This is a genomic window from Herbaspirillum sp. BH-1, assembly GCF_002870055.1.
Classification (GTDB): Bacteria; Pseudomonadota; Gammaproteobacteria; order Burkholderiales; family Burkholderiaceae_D; genus Herbaspirillum; species Herbaspirillum frisingense.
The window spans coordinates 1-24,302 of record NZ_PKOI01000028.1; the positions used below are offsets into that span (position 1 = coordinate 1).

At 62.0% G+C, this 24,302-nt stretch carries 19 protein-coding genes and 1 tRNA gene; 9 read left to right on the plus strand and 11 right to left on the minus strand.

Features of this window, described 5'->3' with window-relative positions; genetic code table 11:
- The first annotated feature begins 112 nt into the window (after positions 1–112).
- Entirely contained in the window at positions 113–976 is an 864-nt protein-coding gene (locus HBH1_RS23135; protein ID WP_102664540.1) for a LysR substrate-binding domain-containing protein, read from the plus strand.
- A 340-nt stretch (positions 977–1,316) separates the two neighbouring features.
- On the opposite strand, the gene nhaR is transcribed toward HBH1_RS23135, so the two are convergent.
- The gene (nhaR, locus tag HBH1_RS23140; RefSeq protein WP_102664541.1) at positions 1,317–2,291 is read right to left on the minus strand and encodes a transcriptional activator NhaR; all 975 of its coding nucleotides are present in this window, start codon (positions 2,289–2,291) and stop codon (positions 1,317–1,319) included.
- A 165-nt stretch (positions 2,292–2,456) separates the two neighbouring features.
- On the opposite strand from nhaR, the gene HBH1_RS23145 reads away from it, so the two are divergent.
- The 6 genes from HBH1_RS23145 (at position 2,457) to HBH1_RS23170 (ending at position 13,127) form a co-directional block, all read left to right on the plus strand.
- Positions 2,457–2,777 (plus strand): TFIIB-type zinc ribbon-containing protein, encoded by a 321-nt coding sequence (locus tag HBH1_RS23145; protein ID WP_102664542.1) that lies wholly within the window; start codon positions 2,457–2,459, stop codon positions 2,775–2,777.
- 61 nt (positions 2,778–2,838) lie between these two features.
- Entirely contained in the window at positions 2,839–3,810 is a 972-nt protein-coding gene (locus HBH1_RS23150; protein WP_039877220.1) for a TerC family protein, read from the plus strand.
- Between the two features lie 190 nt (positions 3,811–4,000).
- Complete coding sequence (locus tag HBH1_RS23155; protein WP_102664543.1) at positions 4,001–4,732, plus strand: REP-associated tyrosine transposase; 732 nt, start codon at positions 4,001–4,003, stop codon at positions 4,730–4,732.
- Between the two features lie 184 nt (positions 4,733–4,916).
- Positions 4,917–9,593, plus strand: coding sequence for a glutamate synthase-related protein (locus tag HBH1_RS23160; RefSeq protein ID WP_102664544.1), 4,677 nt, complete (start codon positions 4,917–4,919; stop codon positions 9,591–9,593).
- Positions 9,594–9,701: 108 nt separating this feature from the next.
- Positions 9,702–11,165, plus strand: a complete 1,464-nt coding sequence (locus HBH1_RS23165; protein ID WP_102664545.1) for a glutamate synthase subunit beta — start codon at positions 9,702–9,704, stop codon at positions 11,163–11,165.
- A gap of 165 nt (positions 11,166–11,330) precedes the next feature.
- A complete protein-coding gene (locus HBH1_RS23170) occupies positions 11,331–13,127 on the plus strand; it encodes a M61 family metallopeptidase (protein ID WP_102664546.1) in 1,797 nt (598 codons plus the stop codon).
- A 79-nt stretch (positions 13,128–13,206) separates the two neighbouring features.
- Here the strand turns inward: HBH1_RS23170 and HBH1_RS23175 are convergent, their stop codons facing one another.
- From HBH1_RS23175 to HBH1_RS23200, 6 genes are all read right to left on the minus strand, one after another.
- A complete protein-coding gene (locus tag HBH1_RS23175) occupies positions 13,207–13,815 on the minus strand; it encodes a 50S ribosomal protein L25/general stress protein Ctc (protein WP_102664547.1) in 609 nt (202 codons plus the stop codon).
- 137 nt (positions 13,816–13,952) lie between these two features.
- The gene (locus HBH1_RS23180) at positions 13,953–14,903 is read right to left on the minus strand and encodes a ribose-phosphate pyrophosphokinase (RefSeq protein ID WP_006465127.1); all 951 of its coding nucleotides are present in this window, start codon (positions 14,901–14,903) and stop codon (positions 13,953–13,955) included.
- Between the two features lie 127 nt (positions 14,904–15,030).
- A tRNA-Gln gene (locus HBH1_RS23185) sits at positions 15,031–15,107 on the minus strand.
- A 70-nt stretch (positions 15,108–15,177) separates the two neighbouring features.
- Positions 15,178–16,047 carry a 4-(cytidine 5'-diphospho)-2-C-methyl-D-erythritol kinase gene (gene ispE, locus HBH1_RS23190; RefSeq protein ID WP_102664548.1) on the minus strand — a complete coding sequence of 290 codons (870 nt, stop codon included), beginning with the start codon at positions 16,045–16,047 and terminating at the stop codon, positions 15,178–15,180.
- Positions 16,048–16,109: 62 nt separating this feature from the next.
- Positions 16,110–16,742, minus strand: coding sequence for a lipoprotein insertase outer membrane protein LolB (gene lolB / locus HBH1_RS23195; protein WP_102664549.1), 633 nt, complete (start codon positions 16,740–16,742; stop codon positions 16,110–16,112).
- The gene (locus HBH1_RS23200; protein WP_102664550.1) at positions 16,739–18,544 is read right to left on the minus strand and encodes a tetratricopeptide repeat protein; all 1,806 of its coding nucleotides are present in this window, start codon (positions 18,542–18,544) and stop codon (positions 16,739–16,741) included. The genes lolB and HBH1_RS23200 overlap by 4 nt, the downstream gene beginning before the upstream one ends.
- A 187-nt stretch (positions 18,545–18,731) precedes the next feature.
- Between HBH1_RS23200 and mutM the strand changes: the two genes are divergently transcribed.
- Positions 18,732–19,553: a bifunctional DNA-formamidopyrimidine glycosylase/DNA-(apurinic or apyrimidinic site) lyase gene (gene mutM / locus HBH1_RS23205; RefSeq protein WP_102664551.1), complete on the plus strand. Its 822-nt coding sequence runs from the start codon at positions 18,732–18,734 to the stop codon at positions 19,551–19,553.
- A complete protein-coding gene (gene mutY, locus HBH1_RS23210; RefSeq protein WP_102664552.1) occupies positions 19,550–20,683 on the plus strand; it encodes an A/G-specific adenine glycosylase in 1,134 nt (377 codons plus the stop codon). Before mutM ends, mutY begins: the two co-directional genes overlap by 4 nt.
- Positions 20,684–20,705: 22 nt before the next feature.
- Here mutY and rapZ read toward each other — a convergent pair whose 3' ends face one another.
- The 4 genes from rapZ to HBH1_RS23230 all read right to left on the minus strand — a co-directional run bounded on the left by rapZ (position 20,706) and on the right by HBH1_RS23230 (position 24,054).
- A complete protein-coding gene (gene rapZ, locus HBH1_RS23215) occupies positions 20,706–21,569 on the minus strand; it encodes an RNase adapter RapZ (RefSeq protein WP_039876860.1) in 864 nt (287 codons plus the stop codon).
- A gap of 104 nt (positions 21,570–21,673) precedes the next feature.
- Entirely contained in the window at positions 21,674–22,612 is a 939-nt protein-coding gene (hprK, locus tag HBH1_RS23220; RefSeq protein WP_006465120.1) for an HPr(Ser) kinase/phosphatase, read from the minus strand.
- A 56-nt stretch (positions 22,613–22,668) separates the two neighbouring features.
- A complete protein-coding gene (locus tag HBH1_RS23225; RefSeq protein ID WP_077235941.1) occupies positions 22,669–23,142 on the minus strand; it encodes a PTS sugar transporter subunit IIA in 474 nt (157 codons plus the stop codon).
- A 285-nt stretch (positions 23,143–23,427) separates the two neighbouring features.
- Positions 23,428–24,054 carry a hypothetical protein gene (locus tag HBH1_RS23230; RefSeq protein ID WP_233207689.1) on the minus strand — a complete coding sequence of 209 codons (627 nt, stop codon included), beginning with the start codon at positions 24,052–24,054 and terminating at the stop codon, positions 23,428–23,430.
- Positions 24,055–24,302: the final 248 nt, after the last annotated feature.

A 24,302-nucleotide genomic window follows, 5' to 3' on the forward strand; every position in this document is an offset into this window, starting at 1 on the left:
GGGAGTGTCAGGGACAGGGCTCTATGCTATCGTTTTCCGGTCATTCGAAAAAATGAATAATTAGAATGACTTCATCTTTTTTCGAGAACATAGGAAAAGGCAGGAGAACCGCATGGAACTGGCTGAACTGGAGATTTTCCGTACCGTGGTGGCAGAGGGCGGCGTGACACGGGCGGCCGAGCGCCTGAACCGGGTGCAGTCGAATGTGACTACGCGCATCAAGCAACTGGAGGAGTCCATGGGCGTGCCGCTGTTCGTGCGCGATCGCCGGCGCCTGGTCCTGACCGCGGCTGGCGAGGCGCTGCTGGATTACGCCGAACGCATCCTCGATCTGGTGCAGGAGGCTCGCCATGCAGTCGCTCCGCAGAGCCCGCGCGGTCGGCTGCGCATCGGTTCGATGGAAAGCACTGCTGCCAGCCGCTTGCCGGCGCCCCTGGCCGAATTCCACCAGCGCTGGCCGGAAGTGCGTCTGGAGCTCTCCACCGCGCCCACTGACGTGCTGGTGGCCCAGGTCCGCGCCTGCAAGCTTGATGCTGCACTGGTGGCCGGTCATCTGGATGATCCGGCCTTCGATGCCACGCCGCTGTTCAAGGAAGAACTGATGCTGGTGACACCGCGCAGCCATCGCCGGGTGCGCTCGCCGGAGGATGTCACGCTGGATACGCTCATCGTCTTCGAGCAGGGCTGCGCCTATCGCCGCCACGCGCAGACCTGGTTTGCCACCCATGGTCGCGGCGGTGTGCCGGTGCGTACGCTGGAGCTGGCGTCCTATCACGCCATCCTGGCGTGCGTGGCGGCCGGGGCCGGCGTGGCGGTGGTGCCGCGTTCGGTGATCGCGATGCAGATGGAACCCCACGGGTTCGCCACCCACTCGCTGGGCCGCGATGGTCGTGTCACCACTTATCTGATCAGTAGACGGGATCGCTACTCCGCGTCCTTCCTGGCGTTGCGTTCTTTACTTATGGCGAGTGTTTGATATATTTGATTCATACGGATTGATGCAAATATGTAGTGCTGTGCAGCATATGAAGAGGGTGTAACCATTTGTAAAAACCGCTGCGACGGCACATTGATTTCCCTATATTGAAGTTCCCCCTCCATTCTCCCCCCCGAGAATGGGATTTACCCCACGGCTCGCAAGGGACGTGGGGTTTTTCTTTTGTCCCTCCGGTTTTTCTGACGTGGCGCGACCGTGACAATCAGCCTTGTACCAAAGTGATGGGCGATTTGTGTAAGGCCTGTGATGTTTGGTGAGTTCATATGCTCACCGTTGCCGATTTCTTCGTGGTGTTTCTTGTCTGCTTGACTATCCAGGTTCAGCTCCGGCGCCCACCGGCGACGGCTGCGGCTTTGCGTCGTGCAGGTGGCTCTTCGGATGTGCTGCCCGTACTGCCGACCAGCAGGTTGCCGCGCGCGGCCGACTGGATGGCCAGCACCGCGGGATGCGTCAGTCTGCGCTCCACCGAGATGGCATAGAACTGTTCGCGGATGGCATCGGTCCTGCCGATTTCCACCAGTCCGTACTGCTTGCGGATCTGCGCGGCGATGGCGGACGGTGCGGCAAAGATGCCGGCGCCGGCGTCGCCGAAGGCCAGCAGCAGCGCACCGTCGTCGAATTCGCCGCTGATCTGCGGGCGGATCTTTTCCCTTTCGAACCAGCGCAGCAGGCGCGGCCTGACGGCGGCGTCCTCGCCGGGCATCAGGAAGGGCGCGCCATCGAAACTGCGCGGGAAATCCTTGCGATAGCGCCGGGCCAGCTCGGGCGTGGCGAAGAAGCTGGTGTCGCACTCGCCCAGCAGGTGGTGGTAACCGCGCACGTCTACATTGGGCGGCATGGGGCTGTCGGCAATGATGATGTCCAGCTTGTGGATGGCGAGGTCAGCCAGGAGCACGTCGAGCTTGCCTTCGCGGCAGATGATGCGGATCGGGTCCGGCATGGCCAGTGCGCTTTCCAGCAGCAGGTAGGCAATCGCCTTGGGCACCGCGTCGGCCACCCCGACGCGTAACTGCAGGGCGCGTCCGCCAGGGCGCAGGCGCAGTGCTTCTTCCAGTTCTTCGCCCAGGCTGAAGATGCGTTCGGCATAATCGAACACCATGCGCCCTTCATCGTTGAGTTCCAGCCGCCGGCCCACCCGCTTGAAGAGCTTATAGCCCAGGCTTTCCTCGAACAGGCTGATCTGGCCGCTGATGGTCTGCGCCGTCAGGTGCAGCCGTTCGCCAGCGCGTGCCACGGCACCGCTCTTGGCGACCGTCCAGAAGTAGTGCAGATGCTTGTAGTTGAGACTGGCCATGTGGAACTCCCCCTTTCAATACTTCGGTTTTTCCGATGAATTATCTCAGAATATTCGAATTTTCATTCATCGGGCTTTGGCCTAAAGTAGCGCCTTGTCCGGTGGGAACATGAGTTATCAACATGTCTGCCGCAGTTGCCATCACTGACATCAAGGAGAAGCCTGATGAAATGTCCCGTCTGTACATCTCACAACCTGCTGATCTCGGAGCGCCAGGGCATCGAGATCGATTACTGCCCACAATGCCGCGGTGTATGGCTTGATCGCGGCGAGCTGGACAAACTGATCGAGCGCTCTGCAGCCAGCCAGATGACGGCGGCAGCACCGGTGCCGCAGCAAGTACGCGTGCCGATGCCACAGCAGCCGCAGCCGCCGGGCTACGACCCGCGCTTCGGCCATGGCGCTCGCCATGACCACGGCAGCTACGGTCATGATCACAAGCGCAGGAAAAAGGGCTTCCTCGGCGAGATCTTCGATTTCGACTGAGTCCGGCCACCCATCACGCATCAATGCAGTCAGAAAATAGAAAAGAAGAGAGAGGTCTATCGTGAACGGCGTAGAGAGTTTTGCAAGCCTGCCCATGTGGGGCGGTTTCATCGTATTCGTGCTGGGCATGCTGGCGCTGGACATGTTTGCCCTCGGCGGCCGCCATGCCCACCGCGTCACTCCCAAGGAGGCACTGGGCTGGTCGCTGGGCTGGGTGTCACTGGCCTTCCTGTTCGCGGGCCTGATGTGGTGGTACCTGGATGCCAACGTCGGCCGTGAATTCGCCAACCAGAAGGGTGCCGAGTTCCTCTCCGGCTACCTGATCGAGAAGGCGCTGTCGGTCGACAACATCTTCGTCTTCCTGATGATCTTCAGCTACTTCGCCGTGCCGCCCGAGATGCAGCGCCGCGTGCTGCTGTACGGCGTGGTGGGTGCCATCGTCATGCGTGCCGTGATGATCCTGCTGGGTGCCTGGATGATCGCGCAGTTCAGCTGGATCCTGTACGTCTTCGGTGCTTTCCTGGTCTTCACCGGTGTGAAGATGCTGATCTTCGCCGACAAGGAAGCCGACCTGGGCGACAACCCGCTGCTGCGCTGGTTGCGTGGCCATATGAAGATCAGCAACGACTACGACGGCGAAAAGTTCACCACCCGCATCAATGGCGTGCGCTATTTCACCCCGCTGATGCTGGTCCTGTTGCTGATCGAAATTTCCGACGTGATCTTTGCGGTCGACAGCATCCCGGCCATCTTCGCCATTACCAAGGATCCGTTCATCGTCTTCACGTCGAACATGTTCGCCATCATGGGTTTGCGGGCGCTGTACTTCCTGCTGGCTGATTCGGCAGAGCGCTTCCACCTGCTCAAGTACGGCCTGGCCCTGGTGCTCCTGTTCGTGGGCGGCAAGATGTTGCTGGCCTACTGGTTCCACGTGCCGGTGCTGGTGTCGCTGTCCATCGTGGGCGCCATCCTGCTGATTTCCATCATCGCCAGCCTGGTGATGACCAGGGGTAAGGAAAAGAGCGCCAGCTAACGGCACTTGCCGACAGATCAACGTGGGGCTTGACCGGCTGGAGCAATCTGGCCGGTTTTTTTATACTCGTCGATGTTCGAGATAATTCCGGATCTTTGTCATTCGGCCATGCCGATTCGGCAACGTGCTTTTATTGGGGACGGAGTGCATTAGAATAGCGCCTCCTCCCTACCGGTTTGCAGCGTTCGCCATGGCCCGCCTTCCCCGTCTCGTCGTTCCCAACCAGCCTCATCACATTATCCAGCGCGGTCATGACGGTCTGGTCATCTTCCGCGATGCCGACGACCACCAGGCTTTCCTGGGCTGGCTCAAGGATGCTGCGCGGCAATTCAAGGTGGCGATACATGCCTATGTGCTGATGCCGGATCACCTGCACCTGCTGGCTACGCCTGCCGATGACCAGGGCCTGGCACGGATGATGCAATGGATAGGGCGCCACTATGTTCCCTATTTCAACCAGAAGCACGGGCGCAGTGGCACGCTGTGGCAGGGGCGCTATCGTGCCACCGTCATCGACGCCGAGCTCTACCTGCTCGCCGTCTGCCGATACATCGAGCTCAACCCCGTGCGCAATGGCCTGGTGGCCAGTCCCGGGGAGTACCCGTGGTCCAGCTACATGCATCACATCGGCGCCAAGCAGGATGGCCTGATCACCGACCACCCTCAATATTGGTCGATTGGCAACACTCCTTTCGATCGTGAGATCGCCTATCGCCAGCTCACCGAAGAAGGGCTGGCGCGAGCCGAAGTGGAGCGCATCACCGATGCCACGCTCAAGGGTTGGGCGCTGGGCTCGGAAGATTTCAAGCAGGGCCTGGAGCGCCAGACCCATCGACGCGTCAGTCCAGCCAAGCGTGGCCGGCCGGCCAATGTGCGGGCGGTCATCGAGGATGACGACGCGGCGGCAGCCCAGGATGCGTAGTCATTAAAATTTTTGTTTTGTGATCAATGACTTGCACTCGTTTACAATAACTCTGTCCCCAATTAAAAAATCCTGAAATTTCTAGGGATTAAAATTGCACTCAGACCCTAATTATTTTCATTGAACTATTGGGTGCAGTGCACTATTCTTCAAATCCTTACTGTCAATGTGGTGGAGTTCCGTTATGCACGCGCAAGGCCTTTACGACCCAGCAAATGAACATGACGCCTGTGGCGTCGGTTTCATCGCCCATATCAAGGGCAAGAAATCCCATTCCATCGTTGACCAGGGTTTGCTCATTCTGAAGAACCTGGATCACCGGGGTGCGGTCGGTGCCGACCCGCTGATGGGCGATGGTGCCGGTATCCTGATCCAGATTCCCGACCAGTACTACCGCGAAGAGATGGCCAAGCAGGGCGTGGACCTGCCGCCGCCCGGCGAATACGGCGTGGGCATGGTGTTCCTGCCCAAGGAAAACGCCTCCCGCATTGCCTGTGAACAGGAAATCGAACGCGCGGTGCTGGCCGAAGGCCAGATCGTGCTGGGCTGGCGTGATGTGCCGGTGGACCGCGACATGCCGATGTCCCCGACCGTGCGTGAAAAAGAGCCGGTGATCCGCCAGATCTTCATCGGCCGTGGCCCCGACGTGATGGTGACCGACGCGCTGGAACGCAAGCTCTACGTGATCCGCAAGTCTTCCGGTCACGCCATCCAGGCGCTGAACCTGCTGCACGGCAAGGAATTCTTCGTGCCCTCGATGTCGGCCCGTACCGTGGTCTACAAGGGCTTGCTGCTGGCCGACCAGGTCGGCGTGTACTACAAGGACCTGCAGGACGAGCGCTGTGTCTCGGCCCTGGCCCTGGTGCACCAGCGCTTCTCCACCAACACCTTCCCGGAATGGCCGCTGGCCCACCCGTACCGCCTGATCGCCCACAACGGCGAAATCAACACCGTCAAGGGCAACTTCAACTGGATGCGCGCCCGCGAAGGCGTGATGCAGTCGGCCGTGCTGGGTTCGGACCTGAAGAAGCTGTTCCCGCTGATCTATGAAGGCCAGTCCGACACCGCCAGCTTCGACAACGCGCTGGAACTGCTGGTCATGGCCGGCTATCCGCTGCCGCAGGCGATGATGATGATGGTGCCCGAAGCCTGGGAAAACCACACCTCGATGGACGACAACCGTCGCGCCTTCTACGAATACCACGCCGCGATGATGGAGCCGTGGGACGGCCCGGCCGCGCTGGCCTTCACCGATGGTCGCCATATCGGCGGCACGCTCGACCGTAACGGCCTGCGTCCGGCACGCTACATCGTCACCGATGACGACCTGGTGGTGATGGCGTCCGAATCCGGCGTGCTGCCCATTCCCGAATCCAAGATCATCCAGAAGTGGCGCCTGCAACCGGGCAAGATGTTCCTGATCGACCTGGACGCCGGCCGCATCATCGACGACAAGGAACTGAAGGATACCTACGCCAACGCCAAGCCCTACAAGCAGTGGATCAACTCGGTGCGCGTGAAGCTGGACGAACTGAAGGAAGAGGCACGCCAGCCGTCGTCGTCCCTGAAGCTGCTGGACCTGCAGCAAGTCTTCGGCTACACCCAGGAAGACATCAAGTTCCTGATGGCCCCCATGGCCACGGGCGGCGAGGAAGCCATCGGTTCCATGGGCAATGACTCGCCGCTGGCCGTCATGTCCAACAAGAACAAGACGCTCTACAACTACTTCCGCCAGCTGTTCGCCCAGGTGACCAACCCGCCGATCGACCCGATCCGCGAAGCCCTGGTCATGTCGCTGGTGTCCTTCATCGGCCCCAAGCCCAACCTGCTGGACACCAACAACATCAACCCGCCGATGCGCCTGGAAGTGTCGCAACCGGTGCTGGACTATGACGACATCGCCAAGCTGCGCAACATCAGCGCCCACAGCGGCGGCAAGTTCAAGTCCTATGAACTGAACATCTGCTACCCCGTCTCCTGGGGCAAGGAAGGCATCGAAGCCCGCCTGGCCTCGCTGTGCGCCAAGGCCGTGGATGCGGTCAAGTCGGGTCACAACATCCTGATCATCTCGGACCGCAAGGTCGATGCCGACCAGCTGCCGATTCCGGCACTGCTGGCCACCTCGGCCATCCACCAGCACCTGGTCAGCAAGGGCCTGCGCACCTCCACCGGCCTGGTGGTGGAAACCGGCTCGGCCCGCGAAACGCACCACTTCGCCCTGCTGGCAGGTTACGGCGCCGAAGCCATCCACCCCTACCTGGCCATGGACACCCTGTCCGACATGGCCAAGGGCCTGTCGGGCGACCTGTCGCCGGAAAAGGCCATCTACAACTTCCAGAAGGCAGTCGGCAAGGGCTTGCTGAAGGTCATGTCCAAGATGGGCATCTCGACCTACATGTCCTACTGCGGCGCGCAGATCTTCGAAGCCATCGGCCTGTCCAAGGCGCTGGTGGACAAGTACTTCAAGGGCACCGCGTCCAACGTCGAAGGTATCGGCGTGTTCGAAGTGGCCGAAGAGGCACTGCGTCTGCACACCGCCGCCTTCAGCACCGACCCGGTGCTGGCCAACGCCCTGGACGCCGGTGGCGAATACGCCTTCCGCATCCGCGGCGAAGAGCACATGTGGACCCCGGACGCGATCGCCAAGCTGCAGCACTCGACCCGTTCGAACAGCTACAACACCTACAAGGAATACGCCCAGATCATCAACGACCAGTCCAAGCGCCACATGACGCTGCGTGGCCTGTTCGAGTTCAAGATCGATCCGTCGCGTGCCATCTCCATCGATGAGGTGGAGCCGGCCAAGGAAATCGTCAAGCGCTTCGCCACCGGTGCCATGTCGCTGGGCTCGATCTCGACCGAAGCCCACGCCACCCTGGCCATCGCCATGAACCGCATCGGCGGCAAGTCCAACACCGGCGAAGGTGGCGAGGACGTCAACCGCTACCGCAACGAGTTGAAGGGCATCCCCATCAAGCAGGGCGCCACCCTGGCCTCGGAAATCGGTCGCGAACACATCGAAGTCGATATCCCGCTGCAGGAAGGTGATTCGCTGCGCTCGCGCATCAAGCAGGTGGCGTCGGGCCGTTTCGGCGTTTCCGCCGAATACCTGATCTCGGCCGACCAGATCCAGATCAAGATGGCGCAGGGTGCCAAGCCGGGTGAAGGCGGTCAGCTGCCGGGCCACAAGGTCTCCGAATACATCGCCAAGCTGCGCGTGTCGGTGCCGGGCGTGGGCCTGATCTCGCCGCCGCCGCACCACGACATCTACTCCATCGAAGATCTGGCACAGCTGATCCACGACCTGAAGAACGTCAATCCGCGTGCCTCGATCTCGGTCAAGCTGGTCTCCGAAGTGGGCGTGGGTACCGTGGCGGCCGGCGTGGCCAAGGCCAAGTCCGACCACGTGGTCATCGCTGGCCATGATGGCGGCACCGGCGCTTCGCCGCTGTCCTCGATCAAGCATGCAGGTTCGCCGTGGGAACTGGGCCTGGCCGAAACGCAGCAGACCCTGGTCCTGAATGGCCTGCGCAACCGCATCCGCGTGCAGGCCGACGGCCAGATGAAGACCGGCCGTGACGTCGTCATCGGCGCCATGCTGGGCGCCGACGAATTCGGTTTCGCCACCGCACCGCTGGTGGTCGAAGGCTGCATCATGATGCGCAAGTGCCACCTGAACACCTGCCCGGTGGGCGTGGCCACGCAAGATCCGGTGCTGCGCGCCAAGTTCTCCGGCAAGCCGGAACACGTGGTCAACTTCTTCTTCTTCATCGCCGAAGAAGCGCGCCAGATCATGGCCCAGCTGGGTATCCGCAAGTTCGACGAGCTGATCGGCCGCGCCGACCTGCTGGACCGTTCCAAGGCCATCGCCCACTGGAAGGCCCGTGGCCTGGACTTCAGCCGCATCTTCCATCAGCCGGAATCGAAGCTGCCGGTGTATCACACCGACCTCCAGGATCACGGCCTGGACAAGGCACTGGACCACAAGCTGATCGCGCAAGCCAAGATCGCGCTGGAAAAGGGCGAGAAGGTTTCCTTCATCTCCCCGATCAAGAACCTGAACCGTACCGTCGGTGCCATGCTCTCGGGTGAAGTCGCCAAGCGTTACGGCGACGAAGGCCTGCCGGATGACACCATCCACATCCAGCTGCAAGGTACCGCAGGCCAGTCGGCCGGCGCCTTCCTGGCCAAGGGCGTGACCCTGGACCTGGTCGGCGAAGGCAACGACTACGTCGGCAAGGGTCTCTCGGGTGGCCGCATCATCGTGCGTCCCAACACCGAGTTCCGTGGCCGCGCCGTGGACAACATGATCTCCGGTAACACCGTGCTGTATGGCGCCATCAATGGCGAAGCCTTCATCAACGGCGTGGCCGGCGAACGCTTCGCAGTGCGTAACTCGGGCGCCACCGCCGTGGTGGAAGGCACCGGCGACCACGGTTGCGAATACATGACCGGTGGCACCGTGGTCGTGCTGGGCAATACCGGCCGCAACTTCGCAGCCGGCATGTCGGGTGGCATCGCCTACGTGTATGACCCGGAAGGTGATTTCGCCGGCAAGTGCAACACCGCCATGGTCAGCCTGGAAAAGGTCCTGTCGGACACCGAACAGGAACAGACCGTCAACCGCGACATCTGGCACAGCCTGCTGCGCGGTGGCGATCGCCAGACCGACGAAGCCATCCTGCGCGGCTTGATTGAGCGTCACTTCAAGTACACCGGCAGCACGCGTGCGCGCTACCTGCTGGATAACTGGGCGGCATCGCGCGCCAAGTTCGTCAAGGTGTTCCCGACGGAGTACAAGCGTGCGCTGGCCGAACTGGCTGCCGCTGCCCAATCGAAGAAGGAGAAGGTCGCTGCCTGATCGTCATCAGCCAGCGTAACTTTCGAGTCAATCAAGCACGCCGGCGGGCGTGGCGCCAGAAATGAAGAGCGCCGCCCGCCGCATCCTTAGCGAGAATGTGAGAGGAAAATGGGAAAAGCAACCGGTTTCATGGAATACCAGCGCCTGAAAGAGGCCAGCGAAGCGCCAGCAGCGCGCACCAAGCACTACAAGGAGTTCGTCCTGCACCTGAGCGACGCCGACGCCAAGATCCAGGGCGCGCGTTGCATGGACTGCGGTATCCCCTTCTGCAACAACGGCTGCCCGGTCAACAACATCATTCCCGACTGGAATGATCTGGTCTATCGCGGCAACTACAAGGAAGCCCTGGACACCCTGCACCAGACCAACAACTTCCCCGAGTTCACCGGCCGCATCTGCCCGGCACCCTGCGAAGCCGCCTGCACCCTGGGCATCAACAATGACGCCGTGGGCATCAAGTCGATCGAGCACTTCATCATCGACAAGGGCTGGGAAAACGGCTGGGTGGTGCCGCAACCGGCTGCCGTCAAGACCGGCAAGAAGGTCGCCGTGGTCGGTTCCGGTCCTGCCGGCCTGGCCGCTGCCCAGCAACTGGCGCGCGCCGGTCACGACGTGACCGTGTTCGAGAAGAGTGATCGCGTGGGTGGCCTGCTGCGTTATGGCATCCCCGACTTCAAGATGGAAAAGTCGCACATCGACCTGCGCGTGGAACAGATGAAGGCCGAAGGCGTGAGCTTCCGTACCAGCGTCTTCGTGGGCAAGGATTTCCCCGAGACCGTCAACAACTGGTCCAAGGAAACCGTCTCCCCCGACGAACTGAAGAAGGAATTCGACGCCGTCATCATCGCCGGTGGCGCCGAGTCCCCGCGTGACCTGCCGGTGCCGGGTCGCGAACTGAAGGGCGTGCATTTCGCCATGGACTTCCTGCCGCTGCAGAACAAGGTCAATGCTGGTGACAAGCTGAAGAACCAGATCATGGCCACCGGCAAGAACGTGGTCGTCATCGGCGGTGGTGACACCGGCTCCGACTGCGTGGGTACCTCCAACCGTCATGGCGCTGCTGCCGTGACCCAGTTCGAACTGATGCCGCAACCGCCGGAATCCGAAAACAAGCCGCTGGTCTGGCCCTACTGGCCGATCAAGCTGCGCACCTCGTCTTCGCACGAAGAAGGTTGCGAGCGCGATTTCGCGGTCACCACCAAGCGTCTGGAAGGCAAGGGCGGCAAGGTCGAGAAGCTCATCGCCGCGCGCGTCGAGTTCAAGGACGGCAAGATGGTCGAAGTCCCCGATTCGGAATTCGAGATCAAGGCTGATCTGGTGCTGCTGGCCATGGGCTTCGTCTCGCCGGTGGCGCAGGTGCTGGAGGCTTTCGGCGTGGACAAGGATGCCCGCGGCAACGCCAAGGCCACCACCGATGGCGAAGGCTGCTACAAGACCTCGGTGGACAAGGTCTTTGCTGCAGGGGACATGCGTCGTGGCCAGTCGCTGGTGGTATGGGCGATCCGCGAAGGTCGCCAGTGCGCCCGTGCGGTGGACGAGTTCCTGATGGGCAGCTCGCTGCTGCCGCGCTGATCCGGCATGACGGACTGCATCAAACGATTTATATGATTTAAATAGTTTTAACGGTTAGCTTCATTTGACCCTGGACCCGGGCCGACGCAAGTCGGTCCGGTTTTTTTATTTTTGCCGCGTGTAAAATGGGCCATCGCCGCCCGCCGGCATCATCTCCACACTGCAATGGCCACCCCGATCCGCTACAGCATCACTTCCCTCAATCCCTCCTCCCATGTCTATGAGGTCAGCGTCACCGTCGACTCGCCAGCGCCGGAGGGCCAGGTGTTTTCGCTACCGGCCTGGATTCCGGGCAGCTACATGATCCGCGAGTTCGGCAAGAACATCGTGGCCTTGCGCGGTGAGTCAGCCGGTCGCAAGGTGCAGGTCAGAAAGCTCGACAAGCACACCTGGCAAGCCGCTCCCTGCAAGGGCGCGCTCACCCTGCATTATCAGGTCTATGCCTGGGACCTGTCGGTGCGCACCGCGCACCTGGACGACACCCATGGCTTCTTCAACGGCACCAGCGTGTTCCTGGCCGCGCATGGTTTCGAGCAGGCTCAGCAGGTGGTGGAAATCCGTCGTCCCGAGGGCGACCAGTTCAAGCGCTGGCGCGTCGCCACGGCCATGGCTGAACTCAAGGCCAAGCGCTATGGCTTCGGCACCTATGTGGCGCAGAACTACGATGAGCTGATCGATCATCCGGTGGAAATCGGCGATTTCACCCTGGCCAGCTTCCAGGCGCATGGCGTGCCGCATGACGTGGTCATTACCGGCCGCGTGCCCAATCTCGACATGGCGCGCCTGTGCGATGACCTCAAGAAGATCTGTGAAGCCCAGATCGCCTTCTTCGAGCCACGCACCAAGCGCGCGCCCATGGACCGCTATGTCTTCATGACGCTGGCCGTCGGCGATGGCTACGGCGGCCTGGAGCATCGTGCTTCCACCGCCCTGATCTGCTCGCGCGCCGACCTCCCGGTCAAGGGCAAGCCGGAGCAGACCGATGGCTACCGTACCTACCTGGGCCTGTGCAGCCACGAATATTTCCATACCTGGAACGTCAAGCGCATCAAGCCGGCGGTATTCGCCCCCTACGATCTGCGCCAGGAGAACTACACCTCGCTGCTATGGCTGTTCGAGGGCTTCACCAGCTATTACGACGACCTGTTCCTGGTGCGTACCGGTGTCATCGATACCGACAACTATCTGAAACTGATCGGCAAGACCATCACCGGCGTGCTGCGCGGCAGCGGTCGCAAGAAGCAGAGCGTGGCCGAATCCAGCTTCGATGCCTGGGTCAAGTATTACCGTCAGGACGAAAACGCCAGCAATGCCATCGTCAGCTATTACACCAAGGGCTCGCTGGTGGCGATGGGACTGGACCTGACGATCCGCCAGCAGACCGGCGGCCGCCGTTCGCTGGACGATGTCATGCGCGGGCTGTGGACCGGTTTTGGCCGCGACTTCTACCAGGGCAGGCCGCAGGGCGTGCCGGAAGAGGGCATCCTGGAACTGATGGAGCAATTCGCCGGCGCCGACCTCAAGCGCTTCCACGACCGCTGCATCCGCGGTACCGAGGACGTGCCGCTGGAAGTGTTGCTGCCGGCCTTCGGACTGGCCTATGAGGCAGCGTTGCCGGCGGACGCCAAGCCCTGGCTGGGCGCGCGTATCACCAAGGATGGCAGCGACGCCAAGCTGGCAGCGCTGTACGAAGGCGGCCCTGCGATGCAGGCGGGCCTGTCGGCCGGAGACAAGCTGGTGGCCATCGATGGCTTGCGTGTGCCTGCATCCGGTCCCGATGGCTTGCTGGCGCGTTACCGACTCAACGATACGGTGCGTGTGCATGCCTTCCGTCGTGATGAACTGATGGAGTTCAACGTCAAGCTCAAGGCGGATACGGCACCGCAGGTGAGCCTGAAGGCCTTGCCCAAGCCGGTGGCGACGGTGCGTCAGCGCGAGGCCTGGCTAAAGATAAAAGCCTGACAGCCTGTTGTGCTGTAGACGAAAAAAAACCCGCCGAATCAGATTCGGCGGGTTTTTTCTTGCAGCGGAAGAAAGCGGATTACTTGGCTTCTTCGGTGCCGCCAGCAGCAGCTTCACCTTCAGCGGCAACTTGACCGGCCGGCACGGTGGCGGTGGCGATGGTCAGGTTTTCCTGGGTGACGGCGGTCACGCCGTTGGGCAGCTTCAGGTCAGCCAGGTGGATCGATTGACCGACGTCCAGCTTGGACAGGTCGACTTCGATGAACTCAGGCAGGTTCTTCGGCAGGCAGGTCACGTCCAGTTCAGCAGCCACGTGGCTGATGATGCCGGCGTGCAGCTTGACGGCCGGCGACACTTCAGCGTTCACGAAGTGCAGGGGCACCTTGGTGTGCAGCTTCTGGGAAGCGTCCACGCGCTGGAAGTCAACGTGCAGGACCAGTTGCTTGAACGCGTGGACTTGGAAGTCACGCAGTAGCACTTGTTCGACCTTGCCGTCGATTTCCAGGTCCAGGATGGACGAGTGGAAGGTTTCCTTCTTCAGGGCGTGGTACAGGGCGTTGTGGTCAACGGCGATGTTCAGCGGGGCAGCGGTGCCACCGTAGACGATACCCGGGGTTTGACCCGCGCGACGCAGGCGGCGGCTCGCTCCGGTGCCCTGTTCATTACGCGGAAAGGCGATCACTTTCATGTTGAAGCTCCAATGTTGGCAGGGCTCGTCGTTGAATCATTCAATCGACGGTTGCCCCGCAAGTTAAATATTCCCCGCGACCAGGGAATATGAAAAAACCTCGCCACGGAAAACCGCAGCGAGGCGAATGCAAAATCTTATTCAGCGAACAGCGACATCACCGAGTCACCCTTGGTGATGCGCTTGAAGGTCTCGGCCAGCAGGTCCGCGCAGGTCAGTTGACGCACCTTGGCGCAGCCACGTGCAGCCGGCGACAGCGGTATGGTGTCGGTCACCACCAGTTCGTCCAGGGGCGAATTGGCGATGCGGTCGATGGCGGGACCCGACAGCACCGGGTGGGTACAGTAGGCCACGACCTTCTTGGCGCCACGTTCCTTCAGCACCTCGGCAGCCTTGGTCAGGGTGCCGGCGGTGTCGACCATGTCATCCATGATGACGCAGTTGCGGCCTTCGACTTCACCGATGATGTTCATCACTTCGGAGACGTTGGCCTTGGGACGACGCTTGTCGATGATGGCCAGGTCGCAGTTCAGGCGCTTGGCCAGAGCGCGGGCGCGCACCACGCCGCCGACGTCGGGCGAGACCACCAGCAGGTCGTCGTAGTTCTTGTTGACCAGGTCGCCCAGCAGGATGGGCGAGGCGTAGATGTTGTCCACCGGGATGTCGAAGAAGCCCTGGATCTGGTCTGCGTGCAGATCCATGATCAGGACGCGTTCAACGCCGGCTTCCTGCAGCATGTTGGCCACGACCTTGGCCGAGATGGCCACCCGTGCCGAACGCGGGCGGCGATCCTGGCGGGCATAACCGAAGTAGGGGATGGCGGCAGTGATGCGACCGGCCGAAGCGCGCTTCAGAGCGTCGACCATGATCATGATTTCCATCAGGTTGTCATTGGTCGGTGCGCAGGTGGACTGCAGCACGAAGACGTCCTTGCCGCGAACGTTTTCATTGATCTCGACCATGACTTCGCCGTCGGAGAACTTGGAAACATTGGCCTTGCCCAGCGGGATACCGAGTTTCTCAGCGACGCCGCGCGCCAGTTCGGGGTTGGCGTTGCCCGTAAAAACCATCAGGTTCTCAAGTGCCATGTGGGTATCCCTGAATGCAATCGTTAAAAAGTCGAAAAGCCGACAATGCTTGACTTGATCGGTCTCACATTGACGGCTTATTTTTCTGACTGGACCCGGGCCTGTACTGCGGCCTGTCCGAATTAAATGGCAGGGGAACAAGGATTCGAACCTTGGAATGCCGGAATCAAAATCCGGTGCCTTAACCAGCTTGGCGATTCCCCTACGCAACTTGCTGCTCGCCGTGTCGCGCGCTCTATGCCAGGCGCTGCGCTCACGTCAAACCAATTCTTCTTTACGACTGCACTAAATGGGCGAGAGGATGTTCCTGCATCGCTTTGGCTTTCCAGCCGATCCAGCGCGAAGGCAATTGCTTGAGCACTTCGTCTGCCTGATGTTCGTGTTCGAATGCACAAAACACACAGGCGCCAGATCCGGTCATTCTTGCGCTCCCGAACCTGCTCAGCCATTCGACTGCCGCTGCAACTTCGGGGAAATGCGCAGTTGCCACCATTTCCAGATCGTTCTTCCCGAAGCTGGAAGCGATTTGTTTCGTCGCATCAGGAAAGTCCGTTATTCTGACGGGTTCGGTATCCCTTGTCAACAACTTTGAAGAAAATATTAAAGAAGTTGGAACAGATACGCCTGGTTCGATGACCACGAACCAGCAATCCGCGGTGCGCAGTGCCGCCAGCTCTTCACCCACGCCTTCTGCGAATGCATTGCGGCCAAACAGGAAGAAGGGAACGTCGGCGCCCAGTTTCAGGCTCATCTCCATCAGAGAGGCGCGATTGTAGCCGCAATTCCACAGATGATTCAAGACCATCAGCGTGGTTGCCGCGTCGGATGAACCACCGCCCACGCCACCGCCCATCGGCAGGATCTTGTGCACGGTGATGTCGGCGCCCAGGTGGGGCTTGCCGCTGGCCTCGCGCAGCAGGTGCGCTGCGCGGATCACCAGATCGGACTCGGCCGGCACGCCCGCCACCTCATTGGTCCTGACGATGTGGCCGTCGTCGCGCAGGGCGAAGTCCAGCGTGTCGCACCGGTCGATCAACTGGAAGGCCGATTGCAGCAGGTGATAGCCATCCGGACGGCGGCCGGTCACGTGCAGGAACAGATTGAGCTTGGCCGGTGCCGGGCAGGCGGTGAGGGTGGTGGTCATGCGTGTTGCGTCGTCGGGTGAGGGCAAGTGAAGACGTGGGGTCTCAGGGCAGGGCAGCGCGTTCAGGGCTTTTTCCAGCCATCGATGGCGATGCGGATGGCGACCTTGCCGGCCTGTGCGGTGCTGCGGGTCATGTCGATGCGCTTGGGGCGGACCTGGCCGCTGGCGGCATCGGTCTCCCAGTTGGCGTAGGTGATGCGCCAGCCATCGCGTGTGTCGAAGCTGGCTGCTTCCGTGCCGGCGCGGGCGGTGAAGGGCTTGCCGCTGGCATCGATGCCGCTGCCCTGCAGCCACTGGCGCATGCCCGATACCGGCAGGGGCCATCCCAGCGATTGCGCGGCCAGTTCATCCACATCGGGCGCCACCTGCGGTGCGCGCCCGGATTGCACCAGGGTGGCGATGCCGGGCTTGACGTTGATGGTGGCGACCGTCTGGCCCAGGGGCGAGAACATGTCCAGGTTCAGTTCCTGCGGGGTCTGCTTCCAGAAGAAGCTGCCGTGCAGAGACTGCGGGCGCTGGTCCTGCTCGTACTGGACCGAGATGCGGCCATCGATCTCGATGCTGGACTGGTAGGCCGGCGCGCTGGCGTTGGGCGCCACGCTGTCCTGCGATACCGTGGCGCAGCCGGCCAGCAGGACGGCCAGACAGAAAGGCGCCGCCTTCAGGAAGCCATGATAGGAACGCAAGCGACTCATAACTTCACATTGAGCCGCGCCAGCGTGCTTTTCAGGACTTCATTGTTGGGTTCCTTCAGCGCAGCCTCACGCCAGACCTTGCGCGCCTCATCCTGCTTGCCGTTGGTCCAGAGCACTTCGCCCAGGTGGACGCCGATCTCAACATCCGGACGCAGTCCATAGGCGCGGCGCATCTGGGTCTCGGCCTGTTCGGCGCGACCCATGCGGAACAGCACCCAACCCAGACTGTCGGCGATGAAGGCATCTTCCGGGGCCAGGTCGGCCGCCTTCTGGATCAGATCCAGCGCTTCCGGCAGGCGCACATTGCGATCGGCCAGCGAATAGCCCAGCGCGTTGTAGGCATGCTGGTTGCCGGGGGCCAGTTGCATCACGCGACGCAGGGACTTTTCCATCTCGTCGTACTTGCCCAGCTTTTCCAGGACCATGGAATAGTCGTAGAGCAGGTCGGTATTGTTGGGGAAGCGTTCCAGGCCGCCCTTGAGCACGTCGGCGGCTTCCTGGTTGCGGTTGGCGTCGCGCAGCAGGCTCGATTCGGCCAGCAGCAGTTGCAGTTGCTCACCATCATTGGCCGATTCGGACTGGGCCTGTTCCAGCGCCTTGCGGGCACCTTCGATGTCGGCCTTGCGTGCCAGCAGCTGGGCACGGCGCACCTGGATGTTGACGTAGCCTTCGCTACCCGGTTCAGCCTGGTCCAGATAGCGCAGCGCCGAATCCAGATCGCGCCGTTCCTCGGCGATGCGCGAGAGCAGCAGGAGCGCCTGGCTGGGGTCGCGATCATCTTCGGGCTGGGCCGAGAGCACCTGCAGGTAGCGCTGCAGATAGTATTCGGCATCCTTCAACTGGTCGGTCTGGGCCGACAGCACGCCCAGCGCGAAGAGGGTGGTGGCGTCTTCGCCGTCTTCCTTCAACAGCGTCTCGAACTGGCTGCGGGCCTGCTTGTAATCCTTCTGTTCCACCAGGCTGCGGGCGTAGGCCACGCGCACTTCGCGCGCATCGGGATACTTGCGCAGGAAGTCGGTCACCAGCTTGGTGGCGTCCTTGTTGTCGGAGGCCACCTGGGCGGCGGTCAGCACGGCCAGTTCGGAGTCCGGCTTGATCTTCAGGGCTGCGCGCGCCTCGCGCTGGGCCTGGGCGCCATCGCCGATGCTGAAGGCGCCCTGGGCCAGGGCCAGGTGGGTTTCCATCAGGTCGCCATAGGGCTTGGTGATGTTCTGCAGGATGGTGAAGCTGGCCTGCTTGTCCTTGGCCCGCGAGAGCAGGCGCTGGATCTGCAGGATCATCGGGCCACGCGCCTGTGGCGCGGCATCGGCCAGGCGCTGGGTCAGCAGCGGTTCGATTTCATCGACGCTGTCCGAGAGCATGATCAGGCCCAGATAGTTCTGCAGGGCTTCATCGGAGTGCGGTGCCAGTTCGGTCCACAGGCGCACTGCCACCAGTGCTTCGCCAGCCTGGCGCGCCGCTACCGCCATTTCGGCAGCACGCTTGGCCAGGCGCGGGTCGCGCGTCTGCTGCGCGGCCGCCAGCATGGTCACGTAGGCCGACTGCCATTGACCACGCTGGAAGGCGATCTCGGCTGTCAGCACTTTGTAAAGGATGTCCTCGCTCAGCTCCAGCGCAGGCAGGGTGTCTTCCTGCGGCTGGACCTTGGCCTTGGGGGCTTTCTTGCGATTGGCGGCCGACTTGGCCGACGCGCTCTTCTGGTCCTGGGCCGCCTGGGCATCCGCCTTGTCGCCGGGCTGTTGCAGGCTTGCGCAGGCAGTCAGCAGCAGGGAACTGGTGAGGAGAGCGATGGTTTTTTTCAAGATTTCATCCTGACGATTCGGAGAGTTTCGATTTTACGCGCAACAAACGTGGCTTTGCTGACAGCGCAGTGTAATCCATCTTTGACAAGCTTCCCTGCGCAGGTTGCACCTGCGGCTTCAGGTCTTGTTTTCGGCATCTGCATTATCATATGCAGCTTCACGCCCGTCCTCCCTTATCCGCCAGCCGATGCCAGAATTACCAGAAGTCGAAGTCACCCGTCGCGGGGTCGCGCCCTATCTCGAAGGCCAGACCGTCAGCGGCGTCGTCCTGCGTCACACCGGCCTGCGCTGGCCGTTCCCGACGGGCTTGCAGGGCCTGCTGGTGGGGCGGGTGATCCGGCGTACCGGACGTCGCGGCAAATACCTGCTGATCCATTTCGACCATGGCACCCTGATCGTGCACCTGGGCATGTCCGGTCACCTGCGCATCCTGCCGCCGGGCATCGCGCCGCAAAAGCATGATCATTTCGATCTGGAAGTGGGCGGCCAGGTCATGCGCATGACCGATCCGCGCCGCTTCGGCGCCATTCTCTGGCATGACAGCGCCGATGGCGCCATCGAGGAACACCTGCTGCTGCGCAGCCTGGGGCTGGAGCCGCTGGAAGACAAGTTCAGCGCCCGCGAGCTGTTCAAGCAGACCCGTGGCCGCAGCGCGCCGATCAAGCAGGTATTGCTGGCCGGCGACATCGTGGTGGGGGTCGGCAATATCTACGCGTCCGAGAGCCTGTTCAAGGCGCGCATCAATCCCAAGACGCCGGCCTACAAGATCAGCCTGGCGCGCTACGAACGCCTGGCCGAGGCCATCCGTGAAACGCTGGCCGCGGCCATCGAGCAGGGCGGCAGCACGCTGCGCGACTTCATTGCCGTCAATGGTCAGTCGGGTTATTTCCAGCAGAGTTACTTCGTCTATAACCGCACCGGCGAGGCCTGCCGCATCTGCGCCACGCCGATCCGCCAGATCAAGCAGGGCCAGCGTTCCACTTTTTATTGCGTGAGTTGCCAGAAATGAAGGGTATTGTCGAATCACGGGGCAAGGCTGCTGCCGGTGAGGTGTCGGAATATGAAGATTCCTCCTTCTCGGCTCAGGTGATCGCGTGGCAGAAACAGCACGGTCGCCACAAGCTGCCCTGGCAGAATACCCGCGACGCCTATCGCGTCTGGCTCTCGGAAATCATGCTGCAGCAGACCCAGGTGGCGGCCGTGATCCCGTATTACCAGCGCTTCCTGGAGCGCTGCCCGGATGTCTTCTCGCTGGCCGCAGCTCCCTCCGAGGATGTGATGGCGCTCTGGAGCGGGCTGGGCTACTACACCCGTGCGCGCAACCTGCACAAGTGTGCGCAGCGCGTGGTGGCCGAATACGGAGGGCGTTTTCCGGAGGATCCCGAACTGCTGGCCGACCTGCCCGGCATCGGCCGTTCCACGGCGGCGGCGATTGCGGCCTTTTCCTATGGCCGTCGCGCCGCCATCCTGGATGGCAACGTCAAGCGTGTCTTTGCGCGGGTGTTCGGGGTCGATGGCTATCCGGGCGCCAAGCCGGTGGAAGACAGGCTCTGGCTGCGTGCCGTGGCGCTCCTGCCGCCGCAGGATATCGAATCCTATACCCAGGGCCTGATGGACCTGGGCGCCACCCTGTGCGTGCGCGGCAAGCCCGCCTGCGAGCGCTGTCCGCTGGCCGGGCGCTGCGTGGCCTTGGCCCAGGACCGGGTGGCGGAACTGCCGGTGAGCAAGCCCAGGAAGGCGGTTCCTGAAAAGGAAACCGTGATGCTGGTCATCACCCATGGTGAGGATGTCCTGCTGGAACAACGGCCCGACAGTGGCATCTGGGGCGGCCTGCTGTCGCTGCCGGAGATCGGCGTGGCCGATGCGGCGCGCTTCGATACCGCCGTGCGCACCCTGGTGGCGCCCTACGGCGAGCTGGCAGGCTGCCGCAAGCTGCAGCCGTTCTCGCATGTCTTTACCCACTTCAAGCTGCACGTGGCGCCCTTCCAGGTGGCGCTGAGCAGTCGCAGCCAGGCCATCGCCGAGCGCGGCCTGCTCTGGTATCCGGCCCACAGGCTGGCCGATGCGCCGTTGCCGGCGCCGGTCAAGAAGCTGTTGCTGGGCGTGCTGGGGACGCGGGACCTGCTCTCGGTGGTGTAGCCGGCGGCGCCGGCCCGGGCGATCAGTTCAACTGGCGGTGCCGGCTCACCACCTGCTCGGTGGCGCGGAAGTGGCTGGCCAGCAGTTCGACCAGATAGACCGAGCGGTGCTGACCGCCGGTGCAGCCGATGGCCACGGTGAGGTAGCTGCGGTTGTCATCCTTGAAGGCCGGCAGCCATTTTTCCACGAAGCCACGGATGTCGTTGAACATGTCGGCCACCTCGGGATAGGCCGCCAGGAATTCGATGACTGGCGCATCGCGTCCGGTCAGTGGACGCAATTCGGCGTCGTAGTGGGGATTGGGCAGCATGCGCACGTCGAACACCAGATCGGCGTCCAGCGGCAGGCCGTGCTTGAAACCGAAGGACTCGATCTGCAGCGTCAGCGGCGAGCGTTCCAGGTCCACCAGTTCCTTGATCCAGCGACGCAGCTTGTTGGAGCTCAGCTGCGAGGTATCCATGACCAGGCCGATGTCCTGCATGTCGCCCAGCATTTCCTTTTCCAGCGCAATGCATTCGGTGAGCGTGAGACGGTCGGCCGGATTGCGTCCGGGCAGCAGCCGGTGCGACAGCGGATGGCTGCGTCGGGTTTCGGAGAAGCGGGTGATGAGCGTATCGTCAGAGGCGGTCAGGAAGAAGACCTTGACGTCATGTCCCTCGGCACGCAGGGTCTCGATGTCGGTGCGCAGGGTGGCCAGGGAATCGGCGCTGCGCGCATCGGTGGCCACGGCCAGCATGCTGGCGCCTTCCTTGATGCGGGTTTGCACCAGGTCGCACAGCAACGAGGGCGGAAGATTGTCGACGCAGAAATAGCCGGCGTCTTCCAGCACATGGAGTGCCACCGATTTGCCGGAGCCGGAGATGCCGGTGATCAGAACGATTCTCATGGCGGCAATCATAACGCATGGGGCGTCGATTCGTGGGAGGGGATGGCCTTTCCCGAACGGCGGGAAAGGCTTGCTGGCGGGCTGGTGCGTCGCCGTCGCGCTGCCTATTCGCCGTTCATTGCCCGTCGCTGGCGTTCGATGAATTCCTTGAGGGTATCGATGCCGCGCAACTGCAGGATGGTATTGCGCACGGCGGCTTCCAGCAGCACCGCGATGTTGCGGCCGGCCGCCACGGGAATGACCACCTTGCGGATCGGCAGGCCCAGCACTTCTTCATACTGCGCATCCAGCGGCAGGCGTTCGTAGTTTTCTTCCAGCGTGCTGCGGCGGACCAGGTGCACGATGAGCTTCAGGCGCATCTTGCGACGCACGGCGGTCTCACCGAAGATCGCCTTGATGTCCAGCAGCCCCAGTCCGCGTACTTCGAGCAGGTTCTGCAGCAGCGGCGGGCAGCGCCCCTCGATCATGTTGGGCGCGATGCGGGCAAACTCCACGGCATCGTCGGCCACCAGGCCATGGCTGCGCGAAATCAGTTCCAGCCCCAGCTCGCTCTTGCCCAGGCCGGATTCGCCGGTGATCAGCACACCCACGCCCAGCACGTCCATGAACACGCCGTGCATGGTGATCTGCTGTGCCAGTTTCTTGGACAGGTACACCCGCAGGTAGTCGATTACCTGCGCCGCCGGCAGCGGGGTGGAGAACAGCGGGATATTCTTTTCGTCGCATACCGCCAGCAGATCGGGCGGCGTCGAGAGGCCCTGCGCGATGATGAAGGCCGGCGGCTCGCCGGCCACCAGCTCGGCGGTCTGGTAGGCGCGCGAGGTGTTGGAGAGGCGATTGTAGTATTCGATTTCCTGATGGCCGAAGACCTGCAGGCGGCCCGGGTGGATCAGGTTCAGGTGGCCCACCTGGTCGGAGGCCGAGACGGCGTCGCCGGAAATGAGGCGTTCGCCGCCGGGGAAGCCGGCAAACCACCCCAATTGCAGGGATTCACGGTTTTCTTCGTAAAGCTGCTGTATCGACAACGCGGAATAGGTGGGCATGTAGATCCGGTCTGGTCTGCTGGCGGGTGGGCGGCGAGCGGGAGCGGCCGGGCTGATCAGCCGGCCTTCTCCATCGAGGTCTGCCAGGTCACGATGCGTGCATGCACCACGGCAGGGTCGGTCTCGACGGCGAGCTCGTTGCGGAACGCGTCGTCGGAAAACATCTCGGCGATTTCCGAGAGGATTTCCAGGTGCTGTTGCGTCACGTTGTCAGGAATGAGCAGGAAGATCAGCAGCTTGACCGGCTGGCCGTCGGGCGATTCGAAGGGGATCGGTGCGGCCAGCCGCATGAACAGCGCCAGCGGCGCCTTCAGGCCCTTGATGCGCCCGTGCGGCACGGCCACGCCGTGACCCAGTCCGGTGGAACCGAGACGCTCACGGGCAAACAGGTTTTCGGAAACGGTGGAGCGGGCGATGCCGCTGTTGTTTTCGAAAGTCAGGCCGGCTTGTTCGAAGGCTCTTTTTTTGCTGGAGACTTCCAGATCCAGAACCACATTTTCTGGAGACAGGATTTTTGCGAGATTAGTCATGACGCTCAAGGAATTGCCACGGGCTGAAGCTTTGAGCAGGATTATAGGCCTCTTTGGACCCGCAGGAACGCTTTGAAAGCGCCGAACAGCAGGTGATTTCGGGCGCATGGAGCGGATTTGCCCCAAGGTACGACTTTTGTAGAGATAGGTGGAAATATTTTTGCCGACCCCAGCGCCGATGAGGGTTGGTGATTTATCCATCACCGGCCCGCTCATCGGTCATCGCATCACCGGCAATGACATCTCGAATTACATCTCGAATTACATCTCGAATTACATCTCGAATTACATCTCGATACGGCCGAAGATCAGCAGCACGTCGCCGTTGTTCTTGTTGGAGGACAGGCGCGGCACGTAGGCAAACATGATCTTGCCCTTCTGGGTGCCGATGGAGGCCAGCGGCAACGGTACCGGGAAGGGGACGCTGTGGAAGTAATCCTGCCGGCTCATGAGCATGGCGGTGCCGCCCAGGCCCACTTCCAGGCCGCTCTTGGCAATCGGAAACACCCATTCATAGGCATAACCGGCCATGTATTGCGGATGGCGGTGAGAGTCCTTGATCACGAATCCATACAGGGACTCGTCATTGCCACTGTCGTTGCGCAGGGTCTTGCCGTAGCCCAGGCCCCAGGCGTGTTCATTGAGCTCATCCAGCTTCTGCGGGGTATAGGTGCTGCGGCCGTGGTGGGCCACGCCGGACAGGTAGATGGCACTGTCGCCCTGGTCCCAGATGTGGGCGGCGTGGTCCTTGGTCTGTTGCCACAGGCTGTACTGGTTGTCTTCGGCGTGGGCCGCCGGCACCAGCGCGAGGGTGGCAGCCGCGACAAAGGCGGCGCAACGCAGCGTGCGACGGGCAGGGGCAGCGCGAAGTTCAGAAGCGGTCGCAGGCCGCAGTGAGGTGGTGGTTGTCATCGTTATTGTGGACGTAAAGCAGAAGTCCCATGACTCCGGGGCGCGGAGCTGGAACGTGGTAGCACGGGGTTGAAGAAAGATCGGGTGTGCGAAGGCGCTGCCTGATTGGCAAGCTCATGCACATAAGAGTGGACAGACATGAAGGAAAAAATATCCCTTCATCTGTATTGTTGTAAAACGGAAAATGTTACCAAACCTTGGTCACGCCGCCTGTCCCTTAAAGGAGGCAAGTGCCTGCATGGCAAGAT

Coding starts and splice junctions, on each gene's coding strand:
- HBH1_RS23135 (WP_102664540.1), top strand. CDS start 113: ATGGAACTGGCTGAACTGGAGATTTTCCGTACCGTGGTGGCAGAGGGC.
- nhaR (WP_102664541.1), bottom strand. CDS start 2,291: ATGGCCAGTCTCAACTACAAGCATCTGCACTACTTCTGGACGGTCGCC.
- HBH1_RS23145 (WP_102664542.1), top strand. CDS start 2,457: ATGAAATGTCCCGTCTGTACATCTCACAACCTGCTGATCTCGGAGCGC.
- HBH1_RS23155 (WP_102664543.1), top strand. CDS start 4,001: ATGGCCCGCCTTCCCCGTCTCGTCGTTCCCAACCAGCCTCATCACATT.
- HBH1_RS23160 (WP_102664544.1), top strand. CDS start 4,917: ATGCACGCGCAAGGCCTTTACGACCCAGCAAATGAACATGACGCCTGT.
- HBH1_RS23165 (WP_102664545.1), top strand. CDS start 9,702: ATGGGAAAAGCAACCGGTTTCATGGAATACCAGCGCCTGAAAGAGGCC.
- HBH1_RS23170 (WP_102664546.1), top strand. CDS start 11,331: ATGGCCACCCCGATCCGCTACAGCATCACTTCCCTCAATCCCTCCTCC.
- HBH1_RS23175 (WP_102664547.1), bottom strand. CDS start 13,815: ATGAAAGTGATCGCCTTTCCGCGTAATGAACAGGGCACCGGAGCGAGC.
- HBH1_RS23180 (WP_006465127.1), bottom strand. CDS start 14,903: ATGGCACTTGAGAACCTGATGGTTTTTACGGGCAACGCCAACCCCGAA.
- ispE (WP_102664548.1), bottom strand. CDS start 16,047: ATGACCACCACCCTCACCGCCTGCCCGGCACCGGCCAAGCTCAATCTG.
- lolB (WP_102664549.1), bottom strand. CDS start 16,742: ATGAGTCGCTTGCGTTCCTATCATGGCTTCCTGAAGGCGGCGCCTTTC.
- mutM (WP_102664551.1), top strand. CDS start 18,732: ATGCCAGAATTACCAGAAGTCGAAGTCACCCGTCGCGGGGTCGCGCCC.
- mutY (WP_102664552.1), top strand. CDS start 19,550: ATGAAGGGTATTGTCGAATCACGGGGCAAGGCTGCTGCCGGTGAGGTG.
- rapZ (WP_039876860.1), bottom strand. CDS start 21,569: ATGAGAATCGTTCTGATCACCGGCATCTCCGGCTCCGGCAAATCGGTG.
- hprK (WP_006465120.1), bottom strand. CDS start 22,612: ATGCCCACCTATTCCGCGTTGTCGATACAGCAGCTTTACGAAGAAAAC.
- HBH1_RS23225 (WP_077235941.1), bottom strand. CDS start 23,142: ATGACTAATCTCGCAAAAATCCTGTCTCCAGAAAATGTGGTTCTGGAT.
- HBH1_RS23230 (WP_233207689.1), bottom strand. CDS start 24,054: ATGACAACCACCACCTCACTGCGGCCTGCGACCGCTTCTGAACTTCGC.